The organism is Sporichthya polymorpha DSM 43042 (genome assembly GCF_000384115.1).
Classification (GTDB): domain Bacteria; phylum Actinomycetota; class Actinomycetes; order Sporichthyales; family Sporichthyaceae; genus Sporichthya; species Sporichthya polymorpha.
In genome coordinates, this window is the sequence record NZ_KB913029.1 from 4,062,598 (window position 1) to 4,086,755 (window position 24,158).

Here is a 24,158-nt window from a genome sequence, read left to right on the forward strand (position 1 = left end):
GAGCTCAGCGTGCGTAGGGGGCGAGCTCCGGTTCGGCGCTGACGTGCGGGGTGCCCGCGATCGTCCCGGCGATCGCGGCCACCATCCGGGTGTAGTGGACGGCCATGAATTGCCGGTTCACGCCCGGCTGAGTGGGCTCGGTGCAGGCGGCGCGGTCGAAGCGGTCCACGCGGGCCGGGCCCGGGTGGTCGAGGGCGTCGAGCGCGAGCGCGTGCGAGACCGCGTCGTAGGTCCCGATCGCGAGGTGGTCGGAGAGATGGCCCGGGCACGCGTCGCTCAGCAGCACGTTCGCGATCTCGCCCTGACCCGTCGTCAGACGTGAGTTTTCCGGCGGGACGATGACGCCGTCGGTCGAGGTGTACAGCACCGTGTAGCTGATGCCCGACCACGTCTCCGGGCCGTCGTCGAGGACGCGGTTGAACTCCGAGCCCTCCCGCTGCTGCCAGATCGCGGGCGCGCAGTCCGGGTTGCACAGCACGTTCGCGGCCTGCGTCCCGTGGTTGGACGGCGCGAGCCCGATCAGGTCGTCGACCATGCGCCGGGTGTCGGGCCAGAACTTCAGCGCCCAGCGCCCGATCATCCCGCCCTGGCTGTGGCCGATCACCGAGATCTTCCCGCCGGTGCGCGCCCGCATCGTGCGGATCGCGAATACGACGTACTCCGCGGCGACCTGGACGTCCGCCATCGCCTGCTCGGGCAGCTCGATCGAGCAGAACGCGCGCTTCTCGAGCAGGAACGCCTGCGTCCAGTTCCAGTCGAAGTTCAGCTCGGGGTTCAGCGTCGTGCCGGGGACGAGCAGCACCGGCGTCCGCCCGGCCTCGCCGCCGTTGCACTTCAGGGCGGCGATGAGCTTGCTCTTGTCGACCGACAGCGCGGGACCGGTGTCGGCCGGCACCGCCGCCGCCGGGGCCGGGAGCGCGCCCACGAGCAGCGCCGCGCTGAGCAGGCCCGCGGCCAGCGAGCGCCTCATGCGGGGGAGTTCCCGGGCTTCCACTTGATGCCGCAGCCCGCGCTCGGCTGGTGCGGTTCGGGCACCGGCTGCCCGGCGAGAACGAGCTCGACGGCCTCGCGCAGGGTGTCGCCGGTGACGGGTCCACCGGTGCTCGGGCGGGACTCGTCGAACTGCCCGCGCCACGCGAGCCGGCGGTCGGCGTCGAAGAGGAAGAAGTCCGGCGTGCACGCGGCGCGGTAGGCCTTCGCGACCTCCTGGGTCGCGTCGATCAGGTACGGGAACGTGAACCCCGCGCGCGCGACCTGCTCAGCCAGGCCCTCGGGCCCGTCGTCGGGGTACGCGTCGGTGTCGTTGCTGCAGATGCCGACGCTCGCCAGCCCCTGGTCCGCGAGCTTGTCGAGCAGCGGCCCGAGGGTGCTCTCGACGTGCTTCACGTACGGGCAGTGGTTGCACAGGAACGCCACGAGCAGCGCCGGGGCGGCGGCGAAGTCGCCGAGCGAGACCGTGCGCCCGTCGAGCGCGGGCAGGGAGAAGTCGGACGCCGGCGTACCGAGCGGGACCATGTGGGACGGGATGGGCATGTCCGCATCATCGCCGATCCGGGGCGCAGGGCAAGGGATCCGGGTCGACCCGTTGCCCGCTATGTGAATCTCACCTAGCCTGGAGAGCGTCGCCACCCGCCCGGCGGAGGAGCCTGCAATGACGCAGACCGACACCCCGATCGAGTTCGGGGCGCAGACCCTGCCCGACCCGTCCGGCCGCGTGACGCCCTACCGCGACCCGGTCGCGCTCGTGGGCGCGCTGCTGGCGCACATCGACGCCGGCACCACCGACCTCGGGCCGCGGGTCGGCCGCGTCCCCGTCGCGCACTACACCGACCCGGCGCGGATGCAGGCGGAGCTGGACCTGCTGCGGCGGACGCCGGTCGCGTTCTGCCCGGCGGCGGCAGTGCGGGAGCCGGGGTCCTACGTCGCGCGCGAGTCGGCCGGCGTGCCCCTGCTGGTCGTGCGCGGCAAGGACGGCACGGTTCGCGCGTTCCGCAACGCCTGCCGGCACCGGGGCACGGCGATCGCCGAGGGTGCCGGGTGCGCGCACTCGTTCGTGTGCCCGTTCCACGGCTGGGTCTACGCACTCGACGGTTCGCTCTCGCACGTCCCGGACGCCTACGGGTTCGAGGGCATTGACCTGACGACCCGCGCGCTGACCCCCGTCGCCTGCCTCGAGCAGGGCGGGCTGGTCTTCGTCCAGCAGGAGGGCGAGCCGCGCTTCGATCTCGTCGCGGACGTCCCCGGCCTGACGGACGATCAGGTCGTCGTGGTCCGCGAGCGCATTCCCGTCGAGGGCAACTGGAAGGTGCTCGTCGAGGGATTCCTCGAGGGCTATCACATCCGCCAGACGCACCGCTCGACGTTCTTCCCGATGGGCTACGACAACCTCACCGTCGTCGAGCACGCCGGCCGGCACTCGCGCGTCGCGTTCCCGTTCCGGCGCATCGAGAGCTTCCGCGACACCCCGCCGGTCGAGTGGCACCTGGGCAAGGCGCTCACGATCGTCGACCAGATTTTCCCGAACGCCGTTATCGCGCGCCTGACCGCGCACAGCGCCTTCGTCGCGATCGAGCCGGTCAGCCAGACCCGCACGATCCTCGACATCACGAAGGTCGCGATCCCGGAGCCGGACGGTTCCATCGCCGACGCCGTGCACCGCGACATCGAGTTCGTCGAGAACGGCCTGCTGGAGGACCGCGCGATGGCCGAGGCCGTGCAGCGCGGCATGCAGGCTCGGATCGAGGACGTCGTCTTCGGCCGGTTCGAGTCGGCCCTGACCCACTTCCACGACGGGCTGGCGGCCGAGCTCGGGGCTTAGGCCCGGCCGGGCCGAGGTGCACTGAGTGCGCAGTTGGGCACCGGTGTTCGCGGGGGAACTGGTGCCGATCTGCGCACTGAGCGGAGGTGAGCACCTGGCCGGGGCCGCGCGCAGCGTCCCGTGGCGCTCCGGGCCGACGTCGCACCGCTTCCCTCGGCGCAACCCGCCTCACTCGCCCCGTCGCACCGCTTCACTCGCCAGAGCCCGCCTTCACTCGCCAGGTCCGGCGAGTGAGGCGGGGTCCTGGCGAGTGAAGCGGGATCGGGCGGGGGCGCGACGGGGGCGGCGGGGGCGACGACGGGGGAGCGCGGACGGTTGACGGCGGCCCGCGGAGCTGCCTAGGCTTATCCAACCGAACATTCGGTCGGGTTGCGGAGGCCCCAGCATGGAGCAGCAGGCGCACTTCGAGGCGGTCCTGGCCGCGGACGAGCGGATCGAGCCCCGGGACTGGATGCCCGAGAAGTACCGGGCGACGCTGATCCGCCAGATCGCGCAGCACGCCCACTCGGAGATCATCGGGATGCAGCCCGAGGGGGCGTGGCTGACGCGGGCCCCGTCGCTGCGACGCAAGGCGATCCTGCTCGCGAAGGTGCAGGACGAGGCCGGCCACGGGATGTACCTGTACTCCGCCGCGGAGACGCTCGGCGTCGACCGCGCGGATCTGCTCGACCGGCTCCACACGGGCGCGCAGAAGTACTCGACGATCTTCAACTATCCGACGCTCACCTGGGCCGACGTCGGCGTCATCGGCTGGCTGGTCGACGGCGCGGCGATCGTGAACCAGGTCCCGCTGTGCCGGTGCTCCTACGGGCCGTACGCCCGCGCGATGATCCGCATCTGCAAGGAGGAGTCCTTCCATCAGCGGCAGGGCTTCGAGATGCTCCTCGCTCTCCGGGACGGGACCGACGCTCAGCGCGAGATGCTCCAGGACGCCGTCAACCGCTGGTGGTGGCCGTCGCTGATGATGTTCGGCCCGCCGGACGCCGCGTCGACCAACACCGCCCAGTCGATGGCGTGGCGGATCAAGCGTCACACCAACGATGAGCTTCGGCAGCGCTTCGTCGACATGACGGCCCCTCAGGCGGACGTGCTCGGCGTGACGCTGCCCGACGAGAATCTGCGGTGGAACGAGGAGCGGAAGTCCTACGACTTCGGCGAGATCGACTGGGACGAGTTCGCCCGCGTCGTGAAGGGTGACGGCCCGTGCAACGCCGAGCGCATCGAGCGCCGCGTCGCCGCGCACACCGAGGGGGCGTGGGTCCGGGAGGCCGCGCTGGCCTACGCGAGGAAGCGGGCCGCGACGGTGGACGCGGCATGAGCGAGCGCAGCGAGCGACCGATTGGCACAGGTCCCCGGCGAAGCCGGACACCGCTGCGAAGCGAGGTGGCCGGGTGAGCGACTGGCCTCTCTGGGAGGTGTTCGTGCGGCCCCGGCGCGGCCTCGGGCACGCGCACGTCGGCAGTCTGCACGCGCCCGACGCGAAGCTGGCGCTGCGCAACGCGCGCGACCTCTACACCCGCCGGCAGGAGGGCGTCTCGATCTGGGTCGTCCCCGCCGACGCGATCACCGCGTCGAGCCCGGAGGAGAAGGACGCGTTCTTCGACCCCGCCGGCGACAAGGTCTACCGGCACCCGACCTTCTACACGCTGCCGCCCGAGGTGGATCACCTGTGACGTCGCCGAACGCCGTCGCGGCCTACGCCCTCGCCCTCGGCGACGACGCGCTGATCCTCGGGCAGCGGCTGCTCGAGTGGATCACCAACGCGCCCGAGCTCGAGGAGGAGGTCGCGCTCGCCAACATCTCCCTCGACCTGCTCGGTCAGGCCCGTGCGCTGCTGACCTACGCCGGGTCGTTCGACGGTCGCGACGAGGACGCGCTGGCCTACCGGCGCGCGCCGGAGCAGTTCCGCTGCGTCCACCTCGTCGAGCGTCCCAACGGCGACTTCGGCGCCACCGTCGCGCGCCAACTGCTGTTCTCGGCCTACCAGTACGAGCTCTACGCCGCGCTGACCCGCAGCTCCGACCCGACGCTCGCCGGCGTGGCGGGCAAGGCGGTCAAGGAGGTCGCGTACCACCGCGACCACGCGACGATGTGGACGCTGCGCCTCGGGGACGGCACGGGGGAGTCGCACCGACGCATGCAGGCCGGGCTGGAGGCCATGTGGTCGTTCGCCGAGGAGCTGTTCGCGCCGGACTCGGCCACCGCCGGGCTGGTCGGCCTCGGGGCGGCCGTCGACGCCTCGTCGCTGCGGCCCGCGTGGTCGAAGTACGTCGAGGCCGTCCTGTCCGAGGCGACGCTGACGGTGCCTCAGGTCGAGTCGGCGCCCGGCGGCGGACGCGCGGGCGTCCGGACGCCGGAGTTCGCCGCGCTGATCGAGGAGATGACCTCGCTGCACCGCGCCCACCCGGGGGCGACATGGTGACCGCCGCCGATGTTCGCTCCACCGAGCAGGCGATCCGCGCCGCCGTCGCCGGGGTCCTCGACCCCGAGCTGCCGCTGATCACGATCGCCGACCTCGGCATCCTCCGCGACGTCGAGATGGACGGCACCGCCGCCGTCGTCACCATCACCCCGACCTACTCCGGCTGCCCCGCGATGGAGGCGATCGCGAACGAGGTCCGCGCGGCCGCGACCGCCGCCGGCGCGACCGACGTCGAGGTCCGCACCGTCCTCGCCCCGGCCTGGACGACCGACTGGATCACCGAGACCGGCCGCGCGACCCTCGCCGCGCACGGCATCGCGCCGCCGAGCCCGCGCCGCGGTGACGGCCCGGTCGCGTTGGCGCTCTCCGTGCGCTGCCCGCAGTGCGGGTCGCTGAACACCCGCGAGCTCTCGCGGTTCTCGGGGACGGCCTGCAAGGCCCTGCACGCCTGCAACGACTGCAAGGAGCCCTTCGAGCGGATGAAGGCGCACTGATGACGGTGGTCGAGGAGACGGCGCCGGGAGTCCGCGCCGCGTTCCACACGCTGACCGTGGCGGCGGTCGAACCGCTGACCTCGGACTCGGTCGCGGTCACCTTCGACGTCCCGCCCGAGCTCGCGGAGGCGTACCGGTTCCGGCCCGGCCAGCACCTGACGATCCGCAGCGACCACGGGCGGGCGAACGCGCGCCGCAGCTATTCGATCGCCACGCCCGTCGGCGGTCCGCTGCGCATCGGCATCAAGCGGCTGCCCGGCGGAGCGTTCTCCACGTGGGCGTGTTCGGACCTGCGCCCCGGCATGCAACTCGAGGTGATGACGCCGAAGGGCAATTTCGGCACCGACATCTCGCCCGACACCGCGCGGCACCACGTCGCGCTCGGAGCGGGGTCCGGCATCACGCCGCTGCTCTCGATCGTGGCGAGCGTGCTGGCGGGGGAGCCGAGGAGCACCGTCACGCTGCTCTACGGCAGCCGCGGGTCGGCGCAGATCATGTTCGGCGAGGAGCTCGCGGACCTCAAGGACACGTACCCGTCGCGGTTCCAGCTGCTGCACTTCCTCTCCCGGGAGCCGCAGGCGTCGCCGCTGCGGGCCGGTCGCCTGGACGCCGACAAGCTCAACAGCGTCCTCGGCCCGCTGGTCCCGCTCGACGCCGACGCCTGGTACCTGTGCGGCCCGAACGACGCGGTCGGCACGTGGGCCGGCGTCCTGCAGGCGCGGGGGGTGGACCCGGAGCGGGTGCACCGCGAGATCTTCCACCGCGGGGCGCCGGTGTCGCCGGCGAAGGTCGACACCACGCACGTCGACGGCCCGCACAGCACCGTGTACTTCACGCTCGACGGGCGCAGCGGCGAGGTCGAGATCGGCCCGGAGGAGACCGTGCTCGACGGTGTGCTCCGCCTGCGCCCGGACGCCCCGTACGCCTGCCGGGGCGGCGTCTGCGGCACCTGCCGCGCCACCGTCACCTCCGGCACGGCTGCCATGGACGCCAACTTCGCCCTCGAGGACGACGAACTCGAACGCGGCTTCGTGCTCACGTGCCAGGCCCGGCCGACCGGCCCCGAGCTGACCGTGGACTACGACCGATGACCGCGCCCGATCCGCTGAAGGTCGCGGACGCCGTCGCCCACGCGATGATGCTCAACGACCGGGCGTCCAACGCGGCCGGCATCGAACTCGTGTCCGTCGCGCCGGGTAAGGTCACCCTGCGGATGACGGTGACGAAGGATCACGTCAACGGCTTCGACATCTGTCACGGCGGCGTGCTGTTCCTGTTCGCCGACACCGCGTTCGCCGTGTGCTGCAACAGTCACGGCCCTCAGACTGTCGCCTCCGGCGGCGAAATCACTTTCTGCCGGCCCGCGTCCGTCGGCGAGGTCCTGACCGCGCGTGCGGTGGAACGGACGCGCTTCGGCCGCAGCGGCGTGTACGACGTGACCGTGACGCGGGACGACGGCGAGATCGTCGCCGAGTTCCGCGGCCGGTCGCGCACTATCGGCGAGACCCAGCCCGGCTCGGACGGCGTTCGAATCACGGAGCGACTGACATGACTGACACCGCCCACGCAGTCCTCGACCCCATCGAGACCGCCTCCGCCGACGAGGTGGCCGCCCTCGCGGAGGAGCGACTGCGCTGGTCGGTGCGACACGCGTACTCCAACGCCCCGGCGACGCAGGCCGCGTTCGACGCGGCCGGCGCCCATCCGGACGACATCTCCGGCCTGGCCGACCTGGCCAAGCTGCCCTTCACCACCAAGGCCGACCTGCGCGCCGACAACTGGGGCCGCTTCGCGGTCCCGCGGGAGCAGCTCGCGCGCATCCACGCTTCCAGCGGGACGACCGGCCTCGCGACCGTGGTCGGCTACACGCGTGACGACATCGACACCTGGGCCGCGTTGATGGCCCGTTCGATCCGCGCGGCCGGGGGCCGGCCGGGGCAGACGATCCACATCGCCTACGGCTACGGCCTGTTCACCGGTGGCCTTGGCGCGCACTACGGCGCGGAGAAGCTCGGCTGCACCGCCGTGCCGGTTTCCAGTGGCCTGACTGAGCGTCAGATCAAGTTGATCGGCGACCTGCAGCCCCAGGTCATCATGGTCACGCCGTCCTACCTGCTCGCGATCGGGGACGAGATGGAGCGGATGGGCGTCGACCCGGCGTCGACCTCACTGCGGGTCGGCATCCTTGGCGCCGAGCCGTGGACCGAGGCGATGCGCGCGGAGATCGAGTCCCGGTTCGGCATGGCCGCCGTCGACATCTACGGCCTGTCGGAGGTGATGGGCCCGGGCGTCGCGCAGGAGTGCGGTGAGACCAAGGACGGCCTGCACATCTGGGCCGACCACTTCTGGCCGGAGATCGTCGACCCGCAGACCGGTGACCCGCTGCCCGAGGGCGAACGCGGCGAGCTCGTGCTGACCTCGCTGACCAAGCAGGCTTTCCCGGTCATCCGCTACCGCACCGGGGACCTGACGCGGCTGCTGCCCGGCACCGCGCGTCCCGGCTTCCCGCGCATCGAGCGCATCACCGGCCGCGCCGACGACATGATGATCGTCCGCGGCGCGAACGCCTACCCCTCGCAGGTCGAGCAGATGGTGCTACGGGTGCCCGGGCTCTCGCCGCACTTCCTCTGCGTCCTGACCCGGCCCGAGCGGCTCGACGTCCTCACCGTCCGCACCGAGGCCCGGCCCGACGTCGAGTCCTCGCGCTACGCCGACCTCGCCGGCCAGCTCGAACGGCTCCTGCTCGCCGAGCTCGGCCTCGGCGCGCGGGTCGAGGTGGGGGAGCCCGGCGCCATCGAACGGTCGGTCGGCAAGGCCAAGCGGGTGCTGGACCTGCGATGAGCACCGCCGAACGACCCGCGCGGCCCGCGGAGAAGCGCAGCCGGTACGACGTCGAGTCGCTGCTCGCGGTCGCCGTCGAGGTCTTCGGCGAGCGCGGCTACGACGGGACGAGCATGGACGACCTCGCCCGCGCCGCCGGGATCACCAAGTCGTCGTTCTACCACCACGTCAAGGGCAAGGAGGAGCTGCTCGGGCGCTCGCTGGACCGCGCGCTCGGCGGACTGTTCGCGGCGCTGGAGACCGCCGAGTCCGACGACGGCCCGGCCGTGAAGCGGCTCGAGGGCCTGCTCCGCGGGTCTGTGCAGGTGCTGGTCCGCGAGTTCCCGCACGTACGGCTGCTGCTGCGCGTCCGCGGCAACACCGAGACCGAGCGCGCGGCCCTGGCCCGCCGGCGCGAGTTCGACCACCGCGTCACCGCGCTGGTGGCCGCGGCCGAGGCCGAGGGCGACCTCCGCTCCGCGGCCGACCCCGGCCTGACCGCCCGGCTCCTGTTCGGCCTGATCAACTCCCTCACCGAGTGGTACCGCCCGGGCGGGGGGCTCGGGGACCGCGAGCTCGCCGACGCCGTCGTCGACCTCGCCCTGAGCGGGCTGCGGGTGCGCCCGGCCTGACCGTCGGGCCCCCTCCACTCGCTCATGCATGAGCAGAAGGTCGAAAATCGGACACTCCAGGGGCGAATTTCGACCACCCAGTCATGCAAGAGCCACCACTCGCTCATGCATGAGCAGACGGAGGGGCGGCGGGGGCGCGGCCGAAACGAGCTGTGGAACGTTGTTCCACCGCTGCGGGAGCGGGCAGGATGACGGGGTGAGCACCTCCCGGGTCGCGCCGCAGCGGACGCCCAGTTCGGACGTCGGTACCTCGCTGCTGCGGGCCGCCGACGACGTGCTGCGCCGCGACGGGCTCGCCGGCGTCACGGTCCGGGCCGTCGCGGCGGAGGCCGGCGTCGCCCCGATGGGCGTCTACAGCCGGTTCGGCAGCAAGGACGGTCTCGTCGACGCGCTGCTGATCCGCGCGATCGAGGACTTCCAGGCCGCCGTGGGCCGCAACAGCGAGCCGGACCCGCGGGAGCGTCTGATGGCCGGCGGGCGCCGGTTCCGTGAGTGGGCGCTCGCCAACCGTCAGCACTACGAGGCGATCTTCCTGGCGCGGATCGGGCTCGGGTCCGACGAGGTCGCCGAGGCCTCGATGCGGGCGTTCGGCGAACTGCTCGCCCGGGTCGAGTACGCCATGGACGGCGGGGTCCTGGCTCGCGCGGACATCACCGAAGTCGCCCAGCAGATCTGGGACGCCGTGCACGGCGCGGTCGCCCTCGAGCTCAACTCGCTGGTCCTGACCGCCGACCCCGGCGCGACCTACGAGCGGTTGCTCGACACGATCGTCCGCGGCCTCGCGCCCTGACGCACCCTCAGGACTGTTACGCCTCAGCCGGCGGGCGGTGCCAGAGCGTCAGCCGGAACAACGGCAGGTAGCCCATGCGCTCGTAGATCGCGCGGCCGGCGTCGCTGGAGTACAGCACCGCCGGCAGCGACGAATCGGCGAGCGTGGCCTCCCAGGTGAGCGCCTCGCCGTAGCCGCGGCCCTGGCAGTCGGGGAGCGTCGCGACGGCCTCGACGTCGACGATCCCGTGCCCGAGTCGCGCCGCCGCGGTGCTCACCGCGCGGCCGTCGGCGTAGCCGACCCAGACCCGGACGGGCCCGCCGAGGACGCGCGGGTCGCCGGCGGGGCTGCCGTCGGCGGGGAAGCCGAAGCCCTCGCCGAGGACCGTGAGCGCGTCGGCCAGCGTCGCGGCGTCGGTCGCCTCGACGATTGTCAGCCCGTCCGGCACCGGCGGCCGCACCCCGCCCGCCGCGCGGACCATGAACGGCGGGTGACCCATCAGCGCGAAGCCGTCGGCGGTCAAATCGGGGGTCGGCCAGACCGAGAGCAGCGCGAAGTGCCGGTCCGGCGGGTAGAAGGCCGTCAGGCGCGCGAGGACGTCGTCGAGGTCCCCGTACGCCGGCGGCGCGAGCAGCACGGCGAAGTTGTCGAAGAAGATCGGCGACGCGGGGTCCGCCGCCGCCAGGTCGTCCCAGCGGCCGACCCGGCCGCCGACCCGCTCGGTCACCCAGGCCGTCGTGTCGGCCGTGCTGAGCACGAACGACCGCAGCACCGAGCGCTCGTCGGGAGCCGCGGCCTCCCAGCCGTGGGCGAGGTGCTCGTCACTCATGGGCTGAACCAACCACAAACGCAACGCGCGTTCATATAGCGGTGACATTACGGATCTACCGTCCGGACATGCCCCTGCACGCTCGAACCGCGCTGCCCGCGCTCGCCCTGGCCACCAGCCTTGCCGCCACCCTCGCCCTGGCCGGCTGCGGCGGCGGTGACGACACCACCCCGACCGCGGCCGCCGGGACCGCCCCGCCCGCGGCCTCCGCGCCGCGAGCCCCGCCCCCACGACGTCCGCGGCCGCGCTCCCGGCCGCCGGGAAGCAGGTGAAGCCCGGTCGGTCCACCGTTGCTCCGGAGGTCGTGGTCCCGACGAAGACTGACGTCCGGTCCTCAGCTGCCCTGACCGGCTGGCAGGCCCGCGTCGTCGCCGCCCTCCGGCAGCTCGACCAGCGGCTGGTGACCGACCGCCCCGCAACGATCCGGAAGGTCCGCGCCACCTGCGACCAGATGGCGACGGGGATGTTCGAGACCAAGGTGATCCCGATCATCGTGAAGCGGTTTCGCACCGCGCAGATCACCGTCGACGAGAAGCTCGCCTCCGCGATCTACGCGGTGCTCCTCCACGAGGCCTGCTACGTCATGAGCGACGAGGCCTGACGGAGCGTCAGTAAGGGTAGAGGTCAGACCCGAATTTTGTAGTCCTCGAGAAGGCGCCGGCCGATGATCATGCGCTGGATGTCGGCGGTGCCCTCGCCGATCAGGAGCATCGGGGCCTCGCGGTAGAGGCGCTCGATCTCGTACTCCTTGGAGAACCCGTAGCCGCCGTGGATGCGGAACGAGTCCTCGACGACGTCGCGGCAGTACTCCGACGCGAGGTACTTGGCCATGCCGGCCTCGAGGTCGTTGCGCTCGCCGGAGTCCTTCTTGCGGGCGGCCATGACCATCATCTGGTGGGCGGACTCGACCTTGCAGGCCATGTCCGCGAGCCGGAACATCACGGCCTGGTGGTCGGCGATCTTCTTGCCGAACGTCTCGCGCTGTTGGGCGTACTGGACACCGAGCTCGAAGGCGCGGATCGCGACCCCGCAGCCGCGGGCGGCGACGTTGACGCGACCGACCTCGACGCCGTCCATCATCTGGTAGAAACCGCGGCCGCGGCCGGCGGCGCCGCCGAGGACCTGGGCCTGGGCGATGCGGAAGTCGTCGAAGACCATCTCGGTCGTGTCGACGCCCTTGTAGCCCATCTTCTCGATCTTGCCGGGGACCGTGAGGCCGGGCGCGACCTCGCCGAAGCCCGGCTCCTTCTCCACCAGCAGGACGGTCATGTTCTTGTAGACCGACTCCGCGCCCTCGTCGGTGCGCACGAGCACCGCGGTCAGGTTCGACGAGCCGCCGTTGGTCAGCCACATCTTGGCGCCGTTGACGACGAAGTCCTCGCCGTCCTCCTTGGCCTTGGTCTTGATCGCCGAGACGTCGGAACCGCAGCCGGGCTCGGACATCGAGAACGAGCCGCGGACCTCGCCCTCGGCCATGCGGGGCAGGTACTTCTGCTTCTGCTCGTCGGTGCCGTGCTGCATGAGCATGTAGGCGACGATGAAGTGGGTGTTGATGATGCCGGAGACGCTCATCCAGCCGCGGGCGATCTGCTCGACGACGAGGGCGTAGGTGAGCAGGGACTCGCCGAGACCGCCGTACTCCTCGGGGATGGTGAGCCCGAACAGGCCCATCTCCTTCATCCCGTCGACGATCTCCTGCGGGTAGATGTCGCCGTGCTCCAGCTCCTGCGCGTTCGGGATGATCTCCTTCTCGACGAAGTCGGCCACCGTGCGCAGGATCTCCTGCTGGACATCGGTCAGGTTCTCGGTCTGCGCGAGCCGGCCCATCGTGCGGTACTCCCTGTCAGCGGTGTCACAGTCCTGGCGGATTATCGGAGTACAGCTTCCCGCTACGGTCGAGGGGGCGTACGACCGGGTACCGACCGACGGGTCGGGAGCCCTGCTGCGACCGGCAGTACCGAGAGCACCGACGGCAGGAGACGGCCATGTCGAACGACGACGTCGACCCGAAGGTCGCCTACGCCCAGAAGGCGTTCGAGGCCCCGGAGGGCGCGACCGACCTCCTGCTGATCCGCCACGGTCAGTCCGAGGGGATGAGCTCGTCCACCTACCCGCGGCTTCCGAGCGGGCAGGCGGACCCGGCGCTCTCGCCGCTCGGCCACCAGCAGGCCGCCCTCATGGGGGAGCGGCTCGCCGCCGTCGGGATCCAGGCCATCTATTGCTCGACGCTCGTCCGGACCCAGCAGACCGCCGCGCCGCTCGCGAACTTCACGGGCCTGGACCCGGTCGTGGTCCCCGAGCTCCGCGAGGTCGAGCTCGGCGAGTGGGAGGGCGGCGAGTTCCGCAAGCGCTCGCAGCAGAAGGACGCCTCCTTCCTCGAGATGATGCGCAAGGGCGACTGGGGCGTTGTTCCGGGCGGGGAGGACAACGAGGCGTTCGGCGCCCGCGTCCGCGGAGCGCTGGAGAAGATCCAGGCCGCGCACCCGGCGCAGCGCGTGGCGGTCGTCTGCCACGGCGGGGTCATCGGGATCGCGATCGCGCTCGCCACGGGCTGCTCGCCGATGGCGTTCATGCACGTCGACAACGCCTCGATCACCCAGATGCTTCTGGTCGACGACCTCTGGATCGTCCGCCGTGTCAACGACACCGCGCACCTGGGCCCGGCGTTCGCCCCGGTCACCGACGAACCGGTGATGTAGATGGCGGTTGCGGGCCTCGTCCTGGCGGCGGGATCCGGCAGCCGTCTCGGCGCCCCGAAGGCGCTTGTCGAGCTCGGGGGAGAGCGGCTCGTCGACCGCGCGGTCCGCGTCCTGCGCGACGGCGGGTGCGACCCGTTGGTCGTCGTCTCCGGCGCCGCGCCGTTCACCGTCGCGGGCGCCACGGTCGTCCCGAACCCGGACTGGGCAACCGGCATGGGCTCGTCCCTGCGCGTCGGGCTCGGCGCGCTGGCGGCGACCGACGCCGCGGCGGTCGTCGTCTCGCTGGTCGACCAGCCCGACATCGGGGCCGACGTGGTCCGGCGGGTGATCGACGCCTTCGCCGCCGGCGCGAGCGTCGCCACCGCCACCTACGAGGGCAAGCGGCGCAACCCCGTCCTGTTCGCCCGGCCGACGTGGGACGAGGTCGCCCGCCTGGCCGAGGGGGACGCCGGCGCCCGGCCGTTCCTGGCCGCGCACCCGGAGCTGATCACCCCCGTCGCCTGCGACGACCTGGGCTCCCCGGCGGACATCGACACCCCGGCCGACCTGGCCCGGGCCCGCGGGGAAGCAGACGGGGCCCCGGGGCGTTAGGTCCCGAATGTGACGGTCGCCAAAGTCGACCCACGCGGTTTACATTGAGGCCGTCAGGCGTAGACTTGCTCGCCTGGCACCCGAACGAGGAGCGCGGAATGAGCCTGCCCGACACCCTGAGCCCCACCACGCTGCGCCAGAAGAACGGCTCCGTCCGTCTGCTGGACGTCCGCACGCCCGGCGAGTTCGCCGCGTCGCGGATCCCGGGCTCGCACAACATCCCGCTGGGCGACCTCGAGAGCTACGCCGACGCCCTCGCCAAGGCCGACACCGAGCTCGTCGTCGTCTGCCAGTCCGGTGGCCGGGCCAAGCTCGCGGCCGACGCGCTCCGCGCCAAGGGCCGGAGCAACGTCTCCGTCCTCGACGGTGGCCTCGGCGCCTGGGAGTCCGCGGGCGGCGACACCGAGGGCGGCGCGTCCGCGTGGACGATCGAGCGGCAGGTCCGCCTCGTCGCCGGCTCGCTGGTCCTGACCGGCATCCTCGCCAGCCTGAAGTACCCGAAGGCCAAGTTCCTCTCCGGCGCGATCGGCGGCGGTCTCACCTTCGCGGCCCTGTCGAACACCTGCATGATGGGCTCGCTGCTCGCCAAGCTGCCCTTCAACCGGGCCGCCTCGGCCGACATCGAGTCTGCGATCGTGGCGCTCAACACCTAGGTTCCCCGCAACTTCTCCGGCGCGGCGCGCCCTTCCCCGACCCGGGAAAGGCGCGCCGCGCCGCTGTAGTTGGCCCCGGAGGGGCCAACCGCTGCCCGATTCGCCCGAATTGCCGGGCTCAGGATCATCCGTACGGCCACGGTTGGGCGGTTCGTGCTGCGCCGACCGGGGCGGAAGCGGGACGCTTTGCCTCCTGGACTCATCTGGTGGGGGGAAGCGTGCGGATCGGGGTAGCCGGCGTCGGACGCATCGGTGCGTTGCACGCCCAGAATCTGGTCGCCGCGATCGGCGCGGCGAACGTCGTGATCGCCGACGCCGACCCCGCGCGCGCCCGCGCGACCGCGGCCGGCCTCGGTGTCGCGACCGCCGCTGACGTCGAGACCCTTCTCGCCGCCCGGGTCGACGGTTTGGTCGTCGCGACGCCGACCGACACGCACGCCGCGCTGGTGCTGCGCGCGGTCGCGGCCGGGATCCCGGTGTTCTGCGAGAAGCCGGTCGCCCCGGACATCGCCTCGACCCGGGCCGTGCTCGCGCAGGTGCAGGCGGCGGGCGGGCTCGTGCAGGTCGGGTTCCAGCGCCGGTTCGACCCCGGTTACGTGGCGGCGCACGAGGCCGTCGCGTCCGGCGTGCTCGGGCCGGTCCACACGATCGTCGGGCAGACGCTCGACCCGTCGCCCCCGCCCGCGGCCTACGTCGCGGTCTCCGGCGGCATCTTCCGGGACTGCCTGGTGCACGACCTCGACATCCTGCGCTGGGTCACCGGGCAGGAGGCGGTCGAGGTCTACGCGACCGGCGCGAACCTCGGCGACGACTACATCCGCGCCGCCGGCGACGTCGACGCCGTCGCGGTGACGCTGACGATGACCGACGGCTCGCTCGCGATGCTCTCGGCCAGCCGGTACAACCGTGCCGGGTACGACGTCCGCATGGAGGTCCGTGGGCACCGCGACTCGGTGGCCGTCGGCCTGGAGCCGCGGACGCCGATCCGGTCGATGGAGCCGATGACCTACCCGTCGGAGCCCGCGTTCCCAGGGTTCCTGGAGCGCTTCGGCGCCGCCTACGCCGCGGAGATGGCGGCATTCGTCTCGCTCGTCCGCAGCGGGGGAGCGAGCCGGTGCACCGTCGCGGACGCGCTGGCCGCGTTCGTCCTCGCCGAGGCGTGCGAGATCTCCCGTCGGGAGCGTCGGCCGGTGGCCGTTGCCGACATCGAGGCGGCCGGGGTCCTGCCCGGCCAGCAGGGTCGCGTCAGTCTGGAAGGTGTGGCATGACCGCTCCGTGGATCCACCGGCTGGCGGGGGCCCCGATCTCCTGGGGTGTCTGCGAGGTGCCGGGCTGGGGACATCAGCTCCCGGCCGACCTCGTCCTCTCCGAGATGGCAGCGGCCGGTCTGCGCGCGGCGGAGTTCGGCCCGGACGGCTTTTTGCCTGACGGTGGCTCAGAACGCGCTGCGGTGCTGCACCGGTTCGGCATGAGCGCGGTGGGCGGGTTCGTCCCCGTCGTCGTGCACGCCGGCGAGGTCGAGGCGGCGGACTTCGACCCGCTGTTCGGCGCGTTCACCGAGGCCGGTGCCGGGGTCGTCGTGTTCGCCGCCGTCAGCGGGCAGGACGGGTACGACTCCCGCCCCGAGCTCGACGACGACGCGTGGACGCTGCTCTGCATGAACCTCGACCGGCTCGCCGAGCGCGCCGCGGCGTTCGGCCTCGTCGGCACGCTGCACCCGCACGTCGGCACGCTGGTCGAGCGGCCGCAGGAGATCGACCGCGTTCTGCTCGGCGCGACGATCGGTCTGTGCCTCGACACCGGCCACTGCCTGGCCGGCGGCGGTGACCCGCTCGCCCTGGCGAAGGTCGCGACGCGGCGGATCCGCCACGTGCACCTGAAGGACGTCGACGCCGCCCTGGCCGCGCGCGTCCGTACCGGGGAGCTCACCTACACCGAGGCCGTGGCCGCGGGGATGTACCGCCCGCTCGGCGCCGGCGACGCCCGGGTGGCCGACATCGTCGCGACGCTCGAGGCCGGCGGTTACAGCGGCTGGTACGTCCTCGAGCAGGACCGCATCCTGCCCGCGCCCCGCGGCGGCGAGGCCGATCCGATGGACGCCAACCTGCACGCGGCCGCGGCGATCCGCGCCGACGTCGACGCCAGCCTCGCCCACCTGCGGGCTGCCCTGCCGGTGTGAGTGCGTCGCGATGAGCATGCCTGCAGAGGTTCTGACGATCGGTCGGCTCGGCGTCGACGTCTACCCGCAGCAGGTGGGCGTCGGGCTGGAGGACGTCACGAGCTTCGGCAAGTACCTCGGCGGGAGCGCGGCCAACGTCGCGGTCGCGGCGGCCCGGCACGGCCGGCGGGCGGCGCTGGTCAGCGGCGTGGGTGACGACCCGTTCGGTCGCTTCCTGCGTCGCGCGCTCGCGGGCTTCGGGGTCGCGGACGACCACGTCGCGACCGTCCCCGGCGGCCGGACGCCGGTGACCTTCTGCGAGATGTTCCCGCCGGACGACTTCCCGCTGTACTTCTACCGGGACGACGCTCCGGACCTGCAGATCTCGGCCGACGACGCGATGCTCGCTGCGGTGCGCAGCGCGGCCCTGTGCTGGACGACCGTGACCGGCCTGTCCCGTGAGCCGAGCCGCGCCACGACGCTGGCGGCCCTGGCGGCGCGGGAACGCCGCGGGCACACCGTCCTCGACCTCGACTGGCGTCCGATGTTCTGGCCCTCGCCCGAGGAGGCGTATCCGTGGATCCGCGCCGCGCTGGCGCGCTCGACCGTCGCGATCGGCAACCTCGACGAGTGTGAGGTCGCGACGGGGGAGCGCAACCCGCGCGCGGCGGCCGAGGAACTGCGCGAGGCCGGGGTCCGTATCGCGGTCGTGAAGATGGGCCCCGCCGGGGTGCTCGGGCTCGACGACGACGGCTTCGTCGAGGTCCCGCCGTACCGGGTCGACGTGCTCAACGGCCTCGGTGCCGGCGACGCGTTCGGCGGGGCGTTCTGCCACGGCCTGCTCGCCGGATGGTCGCTGGAGCGGATCCTGCACTTCGCGAACGTCGCCGGGGCGCTGGTGGCGGCCCAGATCGCGTGCTCCGACGCGATGCCGACCACCGCGGAGGTCGAGGCTCACCTGGCGGCCCGCTCGTGAACCTGCACCTGCCGGCCGGCTCGACGGCGACCCACCCCTGGGCCCTCGAGATCCCTTCCGGGCGTCCGGAGTGGACGCACACTTCGCTCCGGATCCTCGACCTGCCCCCGGGCGGCTCGCACCGGTGGGAGACCGGGGACGAGGAGGCGGTCGTCCTTCCGCTCGCCGGCTCGGGGACCGTCGGCTGCGACGGGGAGAGCTTTGAACTGACAGGGCGTCAGAGCGTGTTCGAGCGCGTCAGCGACCTGGCGTACGTGCCGCGGGACTCCGCGGTGTCGGTGTACTCGATCCGGGGCGGCCGGTTCGCGGTCGCCGGAGCGCGGTGCGAGCGCCGCCTGGCCCCGGCCTACCTGCCCGCCGAGAGCGTCCCCGTCGAGGTCCGCGGGGCCGGCAGTGCGACGCGGCAGGTCAACAACTTCGGCGTCCCCGGGGTGCTGGAGGCCGACCGACTCATTGCGTGCGAGGTCCTCACGCCCGGTGGGAACTGGTCCTCGTTCCCGCCCCACAAGCACGACTGCGAGCGGCCGGGCCTGGAGTCCGAGCTCGAGGAGATCTACTACTTCGAGCTCTCCCGACCGGGTTTGGCGTATCACCGCGTCTACGGCACCGCGGACCGTCCGATCGACGTCCTCGCCGAGGTCCGCGACGGCGACGTCGTCCTCGTCCCGCACGGGTGGCACGGCCCGTCGATCGCCGCGCCCGGCGTCGACCTGTACTACCTGAACGTCATGGCCGGCCCGGGCCCCGAGCGCGCCTGGCGAATCTGCGACGACCCCGCCCACACCTGGGTCCGCGGCACCTGGCTGTCGCAGGAGTGCGACCCGCGGGTCCCGATGACCTCCGCCGCCGGGCGGATCACCCACTAACGTCCGACGATGTGGCTGCTATTGCAACCACATCTTCGGACGCAAGGAAAGGTAAGACGGCATGCGGCTGACGGTGGCCCAGGCGCTGGTGCGATTCCTCGCGGTCCAGTACTCCGAGCGGGACGGGACGCGGCAGCGGCTGATCCCCGGCTGCTTCGGGATCTTCGGCCACGGCAACGTCGCCGGCGTCGGGCAGGCGCTGCTGGAGAACGCGGCCCAGGCGCCGACGACCGGCGAGCCGGTGCTGCCGTACCACCTCGCGCGCAACGAGCAGGCGATGGTCCACGCGGCGTGCGGCTACGCGCGCATGCGCGACCGGCTGCAGACGCTCGCGTGCACCACGAGCATCGGCCCGGGCGCGACGAACATGGTCACCGGCGCCGCCCTCGCGACGATCAACCGGCTCCCGGTCCTGCTGCTCCCCGGCGACGTCTTCGCCACCCGCGCGGCCGGTGCACTGCTGCAGGAGCTCGAGCGGCCCGGCGAGCCCGGGACGAGTGTCAACGACGCCTTCCGGCCGGTGAGCCGGTTCTTCGCGCGCATCGAGCGGCCGGAGCAGCTGCCGCAGGCGCTGCTCGGTGCGATGCGCACGCTGACCGACCCGGCCGAGACCGGCGCCGTCACCCTCGCGCTGCCGCAGGACGTGCAGGCCGAGGCCTACGACTGGCCCGACGAGCTGTTCGCCGAGCGCACGTGGCTGGTCCCGCGTCCGGCGCCGGACACGACCGCGCTCGCCCGCGCCGCCGAGCTCCTGCGCGGCGCCCGGCGACCGCTGGTCGTCGCGGGCGGTGGCGTGACGTACGCGGCCGCGGAGTCGGCGCTGCGTTCGTTCGCCGAGGCGACCGGCATCCCCGTCGCGGACACCCACGCCGGCAAGGGGACGCTGCCGTTCGACCACGCGCTGAGCGCGGGACCGCTGGGCGCCACCGGCACCCCGGTCGCGAACTCGCTCGCCGCCGAGGCGGACGTCGTGCTCGGCGTCGGCACCCGGTGGAGCGATTTCACGACCGGTTCCCGCACGGTGTTCGGGCCGGCGACCCGATTCGTGAACCTCAACGTCGCGGCCTTCGACTCCGCGAAGCACGGCGCGCTGATGCTGACCGCCGACGCCCGCGCCGGGCTGGAGGCCCTCACCGCGGCGCTCGCCGGCCACCGCGCGCCCGCGGAGTGGACCGCCCGGCTCGACCGCGCCCGCGCCACGTGGACGCCGGTCGCCGACGCCGCGCTCACCGGGAACGGGGGATCAGCCCCGGTGCAGACGGCCGTGCTCGGCGCCGTGAACGAGGCTCTGAACGCCCGGAGCGGGACGATGGTCGCGGCCGCCGGCAGCATGCCCGGCCAGCTCCAGATGCTGTGGCGCGCCCGGACGCCGAAGGGCTACCACGTCGAGTACGGGTACTCCTGCATGGGCTACGAGATCGCCGGCGCGCTCGGGGTGAAGATGGCGGCCCCGGAGCGGGACGTCGTCGCCCTGGTCGGCGACGGCTCGTATCTGATGATGAGTCAGGAGATCGTCACCGCGGTCTCGGAACGCATTCCGCTCACGGTCGTCCTCGTCGACAACGCCGGCTTCGGTTCGATCGGCGCGCTCTCGGAGTCCCTCGGCAGTCAGCGGTTCGGCACCGCCTACCGCTATCGCAACCCGGCGTCCGGACGGCTCGACGGCGACCACCTGCCGGTCGACCTCGCCACCAACGCCGCGAGCCTCGGCGCGGAGGTGTTCGGTCCGAAGACCCTCGACGAGTTCCGCGCGGACCTCGACAAGGCTCTCGCCTCACCGGCCGTCAGCGTCGTCTACGTCCAGGTCGACCCGCTCGCGCCGGCCCCGTCCTCGGGCTGCTGGTGGGACGTCCCCGTCGCCGAGGTCTCCGCGCTGGAGAGCACCCAGGCCGCCCGGTCCGCCTACGAGGGCGCGAAGAAGGCCCAGCGCCCCCTGCTCTGAGCCGTCAAGAAAGGGTGTCACCCTTTTTCGACGCGGCCGGATGTCAAGAAAGGGTGTCACCCTTTCTTGACCACTCCCGCGTTCGAAAAGGGTGTCACCCCTTGTTGAACGGGGGGACGGCGCTACTGGGTCTTGTACAGGGCGGCGGTGAGGGTCGCGGCGACGGTGCCGTTCGGCCGGCTGAGGGTGATCGTCACGTCGTCCTTCCAGTCCGCGTTGCCGGGGTGCATGTACCGGAAGGTGACGGAGCTGGCGCCGGTCGCGGGGATCGTGTGCGTGAGCGGGTTGCCGGCCCGGCCTTCGACGGTGAAGTCGCCCGTGCCCTGGCCCTTGGTCTTGACGGCGACGAAGGTGAGCGACCAACCGGTGCCTGGGTTCGCGGCGGGGTTGCCGTAGGCGTCGGTGAGCGCGATAGTGCCCTCGATGCCGCCCTCGTTGCCCAGCTGGAACGCGGAGCAGTTCTGCCCGGCGCAGTTGACGAGTCCGGTCCCGGGGACGACGGAGGAGATCCCGGCCCAGGCGGCGGAGGTCGGCAGGCCACCCCCGACGGTGATCCGCAGCGCGCTCGGGGTGGTGATGCCGCCGGTGGTCGCCCGCAGCATCGCGGTCTCGGCCTTCACCAGCGTCAGGGCGACGTTGGTCGCGACGCCGCCCGTGAAGGTCGCGGTCGTGGACGCGGTCGGGGTGGCCCCGTTGGCCGCGGTGCCGGCGCCGGACCAGGTCAGCACCCGGCTGCCGGTGTGCCCGGTGGCGAGGTTGCCGTACGCGTCGGTCGCGGTGACCTTGGCGAGCGTGTACGTGACGCCGGCCTGCGCCGTCGCCGGCCCGGTGAGGGCGTAGGTCGCCGCGCTCGCGGGAGCGACGGGAAACGACGAGCTCGAGCCGGAGCGGCCCTCGCTCACGACGGTCAGCACCGTCGGCGCGGCGTTGGTCAGCACGACCGAGACCGTCGCCCGGCCGGCGGAGAAGGTGGCGGTGACCGGGTAGGTCGGCGCGGTGCCATTGGGGCTGTCCGCGGCGCCGGTGATCAGCAGGTTCCTGGTTCCGTTGTAGAGCAGGTCCCGCAGGCCGGCGGTGGTGGCGGTCAGTTCCAGCGTCGTGCTCGATCCGGCCGTCGCGGGGGACACCGCGACGGTCAGGGCCCGGTCGACGACCGGGACGAAGATGCTCGTCGTCGGCGCGTTCGCGGGCAGCGCCGTCCACGGGCCGGCGACGGCGAAGACGCGGTAGGTGTTGGTCGCCAGCACCGACGGGTCGTTGTCGAGGCAGGTCCCGACGCCGGCGGAGTCCGCGGTGATCGTGCAGACGCCCGACTTCGCCGACGGCGACGTGCGGTCGACGCGGTAGGAGGTGGGGACCGGCCCGGACCCGGGAGCGGTCACCGCGATGCGGACCTCGCCCCCGCTGAGGCTGGCTTGGACCGACGGCGAGCCGATCACGTCGGCGCGCGCGGAGCCGTTCACGTCGGAGGACGTGACGGTCCAGAACCCGTACGCCGCCGTCGGCCCGAGGACCGCGGCCGCGAGCGCCAGCGGCACGAGGTAGCGGGAACGCCGCCGTGGCATGCGCAGAGTCACGAGATCCGTCCGGTCACGGTGACGGGCACCGAGAAGTTTGCACCCTGGCACCCGTTGTCGGCCTGTCCCATGGTCACTGCGCCGGGAAGCGGAATCGAAACGCTCGCGCCCGGGGCGACCACGGTCGACAGCCCGGTCTGGGGCACGACGGTGACGGCGGGGTTGGTGCAGGTGCCGAGCGAGCCGCTGACGCCGACCGCGCCGGCGCCGGCGGTCACCGCGGTGACGGTGATCGGCATCGAGTTCGGGTTGCGCACGGCGAGCACCAGCGTGCCGACCGAACCCGGAGCCAGCGTGCCGGCGACGGAGGCCGTCGAGGCCACGCCGGTCAGCGGCGAGAGGTTGCCCGCGGTCGCGGAGCCGGTGCCTGAGCCGGTCGTTCGCCAGTACGCCTGCGCGACCCCGGTCGGGAGCGTGACGGCGCCGACGACGAGCGCGGCGGTCACCGCGGCTCGGCGGACGCGCGTCTTCGGCGCGGCGTGGCGGCTCACGAGGCCCGCCCGGTGGCGCCGTAGGTGAAGCGCAGCGCGGCGTTCTTGCAGCCGTCCTGGTTCACCGGGGTGTTGAGCATGCGGACCCGCGGCCACTGCGCGGCGGGAATCCCGAGCTCGGACAGCGTCCGGGTGGTGCCGGCCGGCAGCGTCAGCGTCGGGCCGGTGTACGGCGTGACGTCGAAGTCCGCGACGGTGCACACCAGGCGGCCGGTCGCGTTCGGGGCGGCCGCGATGGCGAGGTCCACGCCGAGCGCCTCGACGGCGAGGTCGGTCGCGTTGTTGTTCGTCAGCTCGACGTCGATGGGCGCGGTGATGCCGGGGCGCAGGGTCGTCGCCGGCAGGCCGGTCAGCGTGAGCGGAAGGCCGGGCGCCGCGGAGGCGGCGGGGCGCAGCGTCAGGCGGACGGTGGTACCCGCGACGGCGTCGTTCCCGGTGGCGCGCACGACGATGTCGTAGTCGCCGGCCGGGGTGAACTTCTCGTCGACGGTGACGACGAGCGTGGAGCTGACGCCGCTGGTGGTCGCCGGCGTGAACTGCGCCGAGGCGAACGGCGGGAGCGCGGCCGCGGTGAAGGTCACCGGGCCCACCTCCGAACCACGCAGCAGCGTGAGGGCGTACTCGGCGGACCGCTGGTCCCCGAGGACGACCGCCCCCGGCTCGACCGCGATCCGCAGCGGCGGCGCCGCGGCACCGGTCGCCAGCGAGGCGAGGAACGCGAACACGCCGGTGAGGAGCAACGCGAGCAGACCGAGAAGAACGGCTCCGCGGCGTCGGCGCCGCTCCTCCGTCTGCTCGGTCATCGCGTTCCCCTCGGTCCCCGTGGTGTTCACTTCGGCGGTGTCGGTCCGGACCTGACGCCCGGGCGTGCGAGGGCCGGCGGAACTCGCTCCGCCGGCCCGGGTCGATCCTTAGTTGGACGTGAAGGCCAGGGTGACCGTCGCGCCCTTGCAGTTGTCCTGGTTCGCGTTGGTGTTCTTGAGCATCACGACGGCGGTGCCCGTCTGGCTCGAGTTCCCAGCGATCTGACCGGCGGCGATGGCGACCTGGTCGACTTGGTAGTCCGCGACGGTGCACGCCGGGCCGCTGCCGTTGCCGGTGGTCGTGCCCGCGACCGAGGCGGTGACGCCGGTGAGGTACTGAGCGAAGTTGGCGCCGTTGTTCACCTTGAAGTTCACGGTCTGCGGGACTCCGGGGACGAGACCGGTGACGTTGCCCACCTGGGTGATCGTGAAGGCGGTGTTGGTGCCGGCGGCGCCGGTCGCGGAGCCCTCACCGGAAGTGGTCCAGTAGGCGTACGCGCCACCCGCACCGGCGATCGCAACAGCGGCGACGGCGACGACAACAGCGGCCTTCTTCTTGGTGACGATGCGCATCTCGGGAGTCCCCTTTGAGTTCGTGTTTCGCAGGTGCTCCCTGCG

Annotated in this window: 28 protein-coding genes; 20 read left to right on the forward strand and 8 right to left on the reverse strand. The window is 72.6% G+C overall.

Going from position 1 to position 24,158, the window contains the following annotated elements:
* Positions 1–4: 4 nt before the first annotated feature.
* Together SPOPO_RS0119800 and SPOPO_RS0119805 are read right to left on the reverse strand one after the other, a co-directional pair.
* Positions 5–970 carry a lipase family alpha/beta hydrolase gene (locus tag SPOPO_RS0119800; protein WP_019876773.1) on the reverse strand — a complete coding sequence of 322 codons (966 nt, stop codon included), beginning with the start codon at positions 968–970 and terminating at the stop codon, positions 5–7.
* Entirely contained in the window at positions 967–1,533 is a 567-nt protein-coding gene (locus SPOPO_RS0119805; protein WP_019876774.1) for a thioredoxin family protein, read from the reverse strand. Before SPOPO_RS0119805 ends, SPOPO_RS0119800 begins: the two co-directional genes overlap by 4 nt.
* Before the next feature lie 118 nt (positions 1,534–1,651).
* Between SPOPO_RS0119805 and SPOPO_RS0119810 the strand changes: the two genes are divergently transcribed.
* The 10 genes from SPOPO_RS0119810 (at position 1,652) to SPOPO_RS0119855 (ending at position 9,976) form a co-directional block, all read left to right on the forward strand.
* Entirely contained in the window at positions 1,652–2,818 is a 1,167-nt protein-coding gene (locus SPOPO_RS0119810; RefSeq protein ID WP_019876775.1) for an aromatic ring-hydroxylating oxygenase subunit alpha, read from the forward strand.
* 385 nt (positions 2,819–3,203) lie between these two features.
* A complete protein-coding gene (gene paaA, locus SPOPO_RS0119815) occupies positions 3,204–4,136 on the forward strand; it encodes a 1,2-phenylacetyl-CoA epoxidase subunit PaaA (RefSeq protein ID WP_019876776.1) in 933 nt (310 codons plus the stop codon).
* A 73-nt stretch (positions 4,137–4,209) separates the two neighbouring features.
* Positions 4,210–4,491 carry a 1,2-phenylacetyl-CoA epoxidase subunit PaaB gene (gene paaB, locus SPOPO_RS0119820; protein WP_019876777.1) on the forward strand — a complete coding sequence of 94 codons (282 nt, stop codon included), beginning with the start codon at positions 4,210–4,212 and terminating at the stop codon, positions 4,489–4,491.
* Positions 4,488–5,240 carry a 1,2-phenylacetyl-CoA epoxidase subunit PaaC gene (paaC, locus tag SPOPO_RS0119825; protein ID WP_019876778.1) on the forward strand — a complete coding sequence of 251 codons (753 nt, stop codon included), beginning with the start codon at positions 4,488–4,490 and terminating at the stop codon, positions 5,238–5,240. The genes paaB and paaC overlap by 4 nt, the downstream gene beginning before the upstream one ends.
* Complete coding sequence (paaD, locus tag SPOPO_RS0119830; RefSeq protein WP_019876779.1) at positions 5,234–5,734, forward strand: 1,2-phenylacetyl-CoA epoxidase subunit PaaD; 501 nt, start codon at positions 5,234–5,236, stop codon at positions 5,732–5,734. The genes paaC and paaD overlap by 7 nt, the downstream gene beginning before the upstream one ends.
* On the forward strand, positions 5,734–6,825 hold the full coding sequence (gene paaE, locus SPOPO_RS0119835; protein ID WP_019876780.1) for a 1,2-phenylacetyl-CoA epoxidase subunit PaaE: 1,092 nt from the start codon (positions 5,734–5,736) through the stop codon (positions 6,823–6,825). Before paaD ends, paaE begins: the two co-directional genes overlap by 1 nt.
* Complete coding sequence (gene paaI / locus SPOPO_RS30680; RefSeq protein ID WP_019876781.1) at positions 6,822–7,286, forward strand: hydroxyphenylacetyl-CoA thioesterase PaaI; 465 nt, start codon at positions 6,822–6,824, stop codon at positions 7,284–7,286. The genes paaE and paaI overlap by 4 nt, the downstream gene beginning before the upstream one ends.
* Positions 7,283–8,575 carry an AMP-binding protein gene (locus SPOPO_RS0119845; RefSeq protein ID WP_019876782.1) on the forward strand — a complete coding sequence of 431 codons (1,293 nt, stop codon included), beginning with the start codon at positions 7,283–7,285 and terminating at the stop codon, positions 8,573–8,575. The genes paaI and SPOPO_RS0119845 overlap by 4 nt, the downstream gene beginning before the upstream one ends.
* On the forward strand, positions 8,572–9,186 hold the full coding sequence (locus SPOPO_RS0119850; protein WP_019876783.1) for a TetR/AcrR family transcriptional regulator: 615 nt from the start codon (positions 8,572–8,574) through the stop codon (positions 9,184–9,186). Before SPOPO_RS0119845 ends, SPOPO_RS0119850 begins: the two co-directional genes overlap by 4 nt.
* Positions 9,187–9,382: 196 nt before the next feature.
* Positions 9,383–9,976 carry a TetR/AcrR family transcriptional regulator gene (locus SPOPO_RS0119855; protein WP_019876784.1) on the forward strand — a complete coding sequence of 198 codons (594 nt, stop codon included), beginning with the start codon at positions 9,383–9,385 and terminating at the stop codon, positions 9,974–9,976.
* Positions 9,977–9,992: 16 nt separating this feature from the next.
* Here SPOPO_RS0119855 and SPOPO_RS0119860 read toward each other — a convergent pair whose 3' ends face one another.
* Positions 9,993–10,784: a GNAT family N-acetyltransferase gene (locus SPOPO_RS0119860; RefSeq protein ID WP_019876785.1), complete on the reverse strand. Its 792-nt coding sequence runs from the start codon at positions 10,782–10,784 to the stop codon at positions 9,993–9,995.
* A 68-nt stretch (positions 10,785–10,852) separates the two neighbouring features.
* Between SPOPO_RS0119860 and SPOPO_RS34895 the strand changes: the two genes are divergently transcribed.
* Positions 10,853–11,056 (forward strand): hypothetical protein, encoded by a 204-nt coding sequence (locus tag SPOPO_RS34895; protein ID WP_169577128.1) that lies wholly within the window; start codon positions 10,853–10,855, stop codon positions 11,054–11,056.
* A gap of 32 nt (positions 11,057–11,088) precedes the next feature.
* The gene (locus SPOPO_RS0119865) at positions 11,089–11,385 is read left to right on the forward strand and encodes a hypothetical protein (RefSeq protein WP_156870063.1); all 297 of its coding nucleotides are present in this window, start codon (positions 11,089–11,091) and stop codon (positions 11,383–11,385) included.
* Positions 11,386–11,408: 23 nt separating this feature from the next.
* Here the strand turns inward: SPOPO_RS0119865 and SPOPO_RS0119870 are convergent, their stop codons facing one another.
* Positions 11,409–12,611, reverse strand: a complete 1,203-nt coding sequence (locus tag SPOPO_RS0119870; RefSeq protein WP_019876787.1) for an acyl-CoA dehydrogenase family protein — start codon at positions 12,609–12,611, stop codon at positions 11,409–11,411.
* A 158-nt stretch (positions 12,612–12,769) separates the two neighbouring features.
* Between SPOPO_RS0119870 and SPOPO_RS30685 the strand changes: the two genes are divergently transcribed.
* The 8 genes from SPOPO_RS30685 (at position 12,770) to iolD (ending at position 20,669) form a co-directional block, all read left to right on the forward strand.
* The gene (locus SPOPO_RS30685; protein WP_019876788.1) at positions 12,770–13,483 is read left to right on the forward strand and encodes a histidine phosphatase family protein; all 714 of its coding nucleotides are present in this window, start codon (positions 12,770–12,772) and stop codon (positions 13,481–13,483) included.
* Positions 13,484–14,074, forward strand: coding sequence for a nucleotidyltransferase family protein (locus tag SPOPO_RS0119880; RefSeq protein WP_019876789.1), 591 nt, complete (start codon positions 13,484–13,486; stop codon positions 14,072–14,074). It abuts the gene before it with no gap.
* A gap of 98 nt (positions 14,075–14,172) precedes the next feature.
* Complete coding sequence (locus tag SPOPO_RS0119885) at positions 14,173–14,727, forward strand: rhodanese-like domain-containing protein (RefSeq protein ID WP_019876790.1); 555 nt, start codon at positions 14,173–14,175, stop codon at positions 14,725–14,727.
* Positions 14,728–14,945: 218 nt separating this feature from the next.
* Positions 14,946–15,995, forward strand: a complete 1,050-nt coding sequence (locus SPOPO_RS30690) for a Gfo/Idh/MocA family protein (protein ID WP_019876791.1) — start codon at positions 14,946–14,948, stop codon at positions 15,993–15,995.
* Positions 15,992–16,906, forward strand: a complete 915-nt coding sequence (locus tag SPOPO_RS0119895) for a TIM barrel protein (protein WP_019876792.1) — start codon at positions 15,992–15,994, stop codon at positions 16,904–16,906. Before SPOPO_RS30690 ends, SPOPO_RS0119895 begins: the two co-directional genes overlap by 4 nt.
* A gap of 10 nt (positions 16,907–16,916) precedes the next feature.
* Positions 16,917–17,861, forward strand: coding sequence for a 5-dehydro-2-deoxygluconokinase (gene iolC / locus SPOPO_RS0119900; protein WP_019876793.1), 945 nt, complete (start codon positions 16,917–16,919; stop codon positions 17,859–17,861).
* Positions 17,858–18,727, forward strand: a complete 870-nt coding sequence (iolB, locus tag SPOPO_RS0119905; RefSeq protein ID WP_019876794.1) for a 5-deoxy-glucuronate isomerase — start codon at positions 17,858–17,860, stop codon at positions 18,725–18,727. The genes iolC and iolB overlap by 4 nt, the downstream gene beginning before the upstream one ends.
* Before the next feature lie 61 nt (positions 18,728–18,788).
* On the forward strand, positions 18,789–20,669 hold the full coding sequence (iolD, locus tag SPOPO_RS0119910) for a 3D-(3,5/4)-trihydroxycyclohexane-1,2-dione acylhydrolase (decyclizing) (protein ID WP_019876795.1): 1,881 nt from the start codon (positions 18,789–18,791) through the stop codon (positions 20,667–20,669).
* 122 nt (positions 20,670–20,791) lie between these two features.
* Here the strand turns inward: iolD and SPOPO_RS0119915 are convergent, their stop codons facing one another.
* From SPOPO_RS0119915 to SPOPO_RS34470, 4 genes are all read right to left on the reverse strand, one after another.
* Entirely contained in the window at positions 20,792–22,234 is a 1,443-nt protein-coding gene (locus tag SPOPO_RS0119915; protein ID WP_156870065.1) for a hypothetical protein, read from the reverse strand.
* Positions 22,235–22,242: 8 nt separating this feature from the next.
* Complete coding sequence (locus SPOPO_RS0119920; protein ID WP_211210930.1) at positions 22,243–22,737, reverse strand: hypothetical protein; 495 nt, start codon at positions 22,735–22,737, stop codon at positions 22,243–22,245.
* On the reverse strand, positions 22,734–23,540 hold the full coding sequence (locus tag SPOPO_RS0119925; RefSeq protein WP_156870067.1) for a hypothetical protein: 807 nt from the start codon (positions 23,538–23,540) through the stop codon (positions 22,734–22,736). Before SPOPO_RS0119925 ends, SPOPO_RS0119920 begins: the two co-directional genes overlap by 4 nt.
* A 108-nt stretch (positions 23,541–23,648) precedes the next feature.
* Entirely contained in the window at positions 23,649–24,113 is a 465-nt protein-coding gene (locus tag SPOPO_RS34470; protein WP_019876798.1) for a hypothetical protein, read from the reverse strand.
* Between the last annotated feature and the right edge of the window lie 45 nt (positions 24,114–24,158).

Coding starts and splice junctions, on each gene's coding strand:
- SPOPO_RS0119885 (WP_019876790.1), top strand. CDS start 14,173: ATGAGCCTGCCCGACACCCTGAGCCCCACCACGCTGCGCCAGAAGAAC.
- SPOPO_RS0119810 (WP_019876775.1), top strand. CDS start 1,652: ATGACGCAGACCGACACCCCGATCGAGTTCGGGGCGCAGACCCTGCCC.
- SPOPO_RS0119845 (WP_019876782.1), top strand. CDS start 7,283: ATGACTGACACCGCCCACGCAGTCCTCGACCCCATCGAGACCGCCTCC.
- SPOPO_RS34470 (WP_019876798.1), bottom strand. CDS start 24,113: ATGCGCATCGTCACCAAGAAGAAGGCCGCTGTTGTCGTCGCCGTCGCC.
- SPOPO_RS0119860 (WP_019876785.1), bottom strand. CDS start 10,784: ATGAGTGACGAGCACCTCGCCCACGGCTGGGAGGCCGCGGCTCCCGAC.
- SPOPO_RS30685 (WP_019876788.1), top strand. CDS start 12,770: ATGTCGAACGACGACGTCGACCCGAAGGTCGCCTACGCCCAGAAGGCG.
- paaI (WP_019876781.1), top strand. CDS start 6,822: ATGACCGCGCCCGATCCGCTGAAGGTCGCGGACGCCGTCGCCCACGCG.
- iolD (WP_019876795.1), top strand. CDS start 18,789: ATGCGGCTGACGGTGGCCCAGGCGCTGGTGCGATTCCTCGCGGTCCAG.
- SPOPO_RS0119925 (WP_156870067.1), bottom strand. CDS start 23,540: ATGACCGAGCAGACGGAGGAGCGGCGCCGACGCCGCGGAGCCGTTCTT.
- SPOPO_RS0119800 (WP_019876773.1), bottom strand. CDS start 970: ATGAGGCGCTCGCTGGCCGCGGGCCTGCTCAGCGCGGCGCTGCTCGTG.
- paaD (WP_019876779.1), top strand. CDS start 5,234: ATGGTGACCGCCGCCGATGTTCGCTCCACCGAGCAGGCGATCCGCGCC.
- iolC (WP_019876793.1), top strand. CDS start 16,917: ATGAGCATGCCTGCAGAGGTTCTGACGATCGGTCGGCTCGGCGTCGAC.
- SPOPO_RS0119880 (WP_019876789.1), top strand. CDS start 13,484: ATGGCGGTTGCGGGCCTCGTCCTGGCGGCGGGATCCGGCAGCCGTCTC.
- SPOPO_RS0119895 (WP_019876792.1), top strand. CDS start 15,992: ATGACCGCTCCGTGGATCCACCGGCTGGCGGGGGCCCCGATCTCCTGG.
- SPOPO_RS0119850 (WP_019876783.1), top strand. CDS start 8,572: ATGAGCACCGCCGAACGACCCGCGCGGCCCGCGGAGAAGCGCAGCCGG.
- paaA (WP_019876776.1), top strand. CDS start 3,204: ATGGAGCAGCAGGCGCACTTCGAGGCGGTCCTGGCCGCGGACGAGCGG.
- SPOPO_RS34895 (WP_169577128.1), top strand. CDS start 10,853: ATGCCCCTGCACGCTCGAACCGCGCTGCCCGCGCTCGCCCTGGCCACC.
- SPOPO_RS0119805 (WP_019876774.1), bottom strand. CDS start 1,533: ATGCCCATCCCGTCCCACATGGTCCCGCTCGGTACGCCGGCGTCCGAC.
- paaE (WP_019876780.1), top strand. CDS start 5,734: ATGACGGTGGTCGAGGAGACGGCGCCGGGAGTCCGCGCCGCGTTCCAC.
- SPOPO_RS0119870 (WP_019876787.1), bottom strand. CDS start 12,611: ATGGGCCGGCTCGCGCAGACCGAGAACCTGACCGATGTCCAGCAGGAG.
- SPOPO_RS0119915 (WP_156870065.1), bottom strand. CDS start 22,234: ATGCCACGGCGGCGTTCCCGCTACCTCGTGCCGCTGGCGCTCGCGGCC.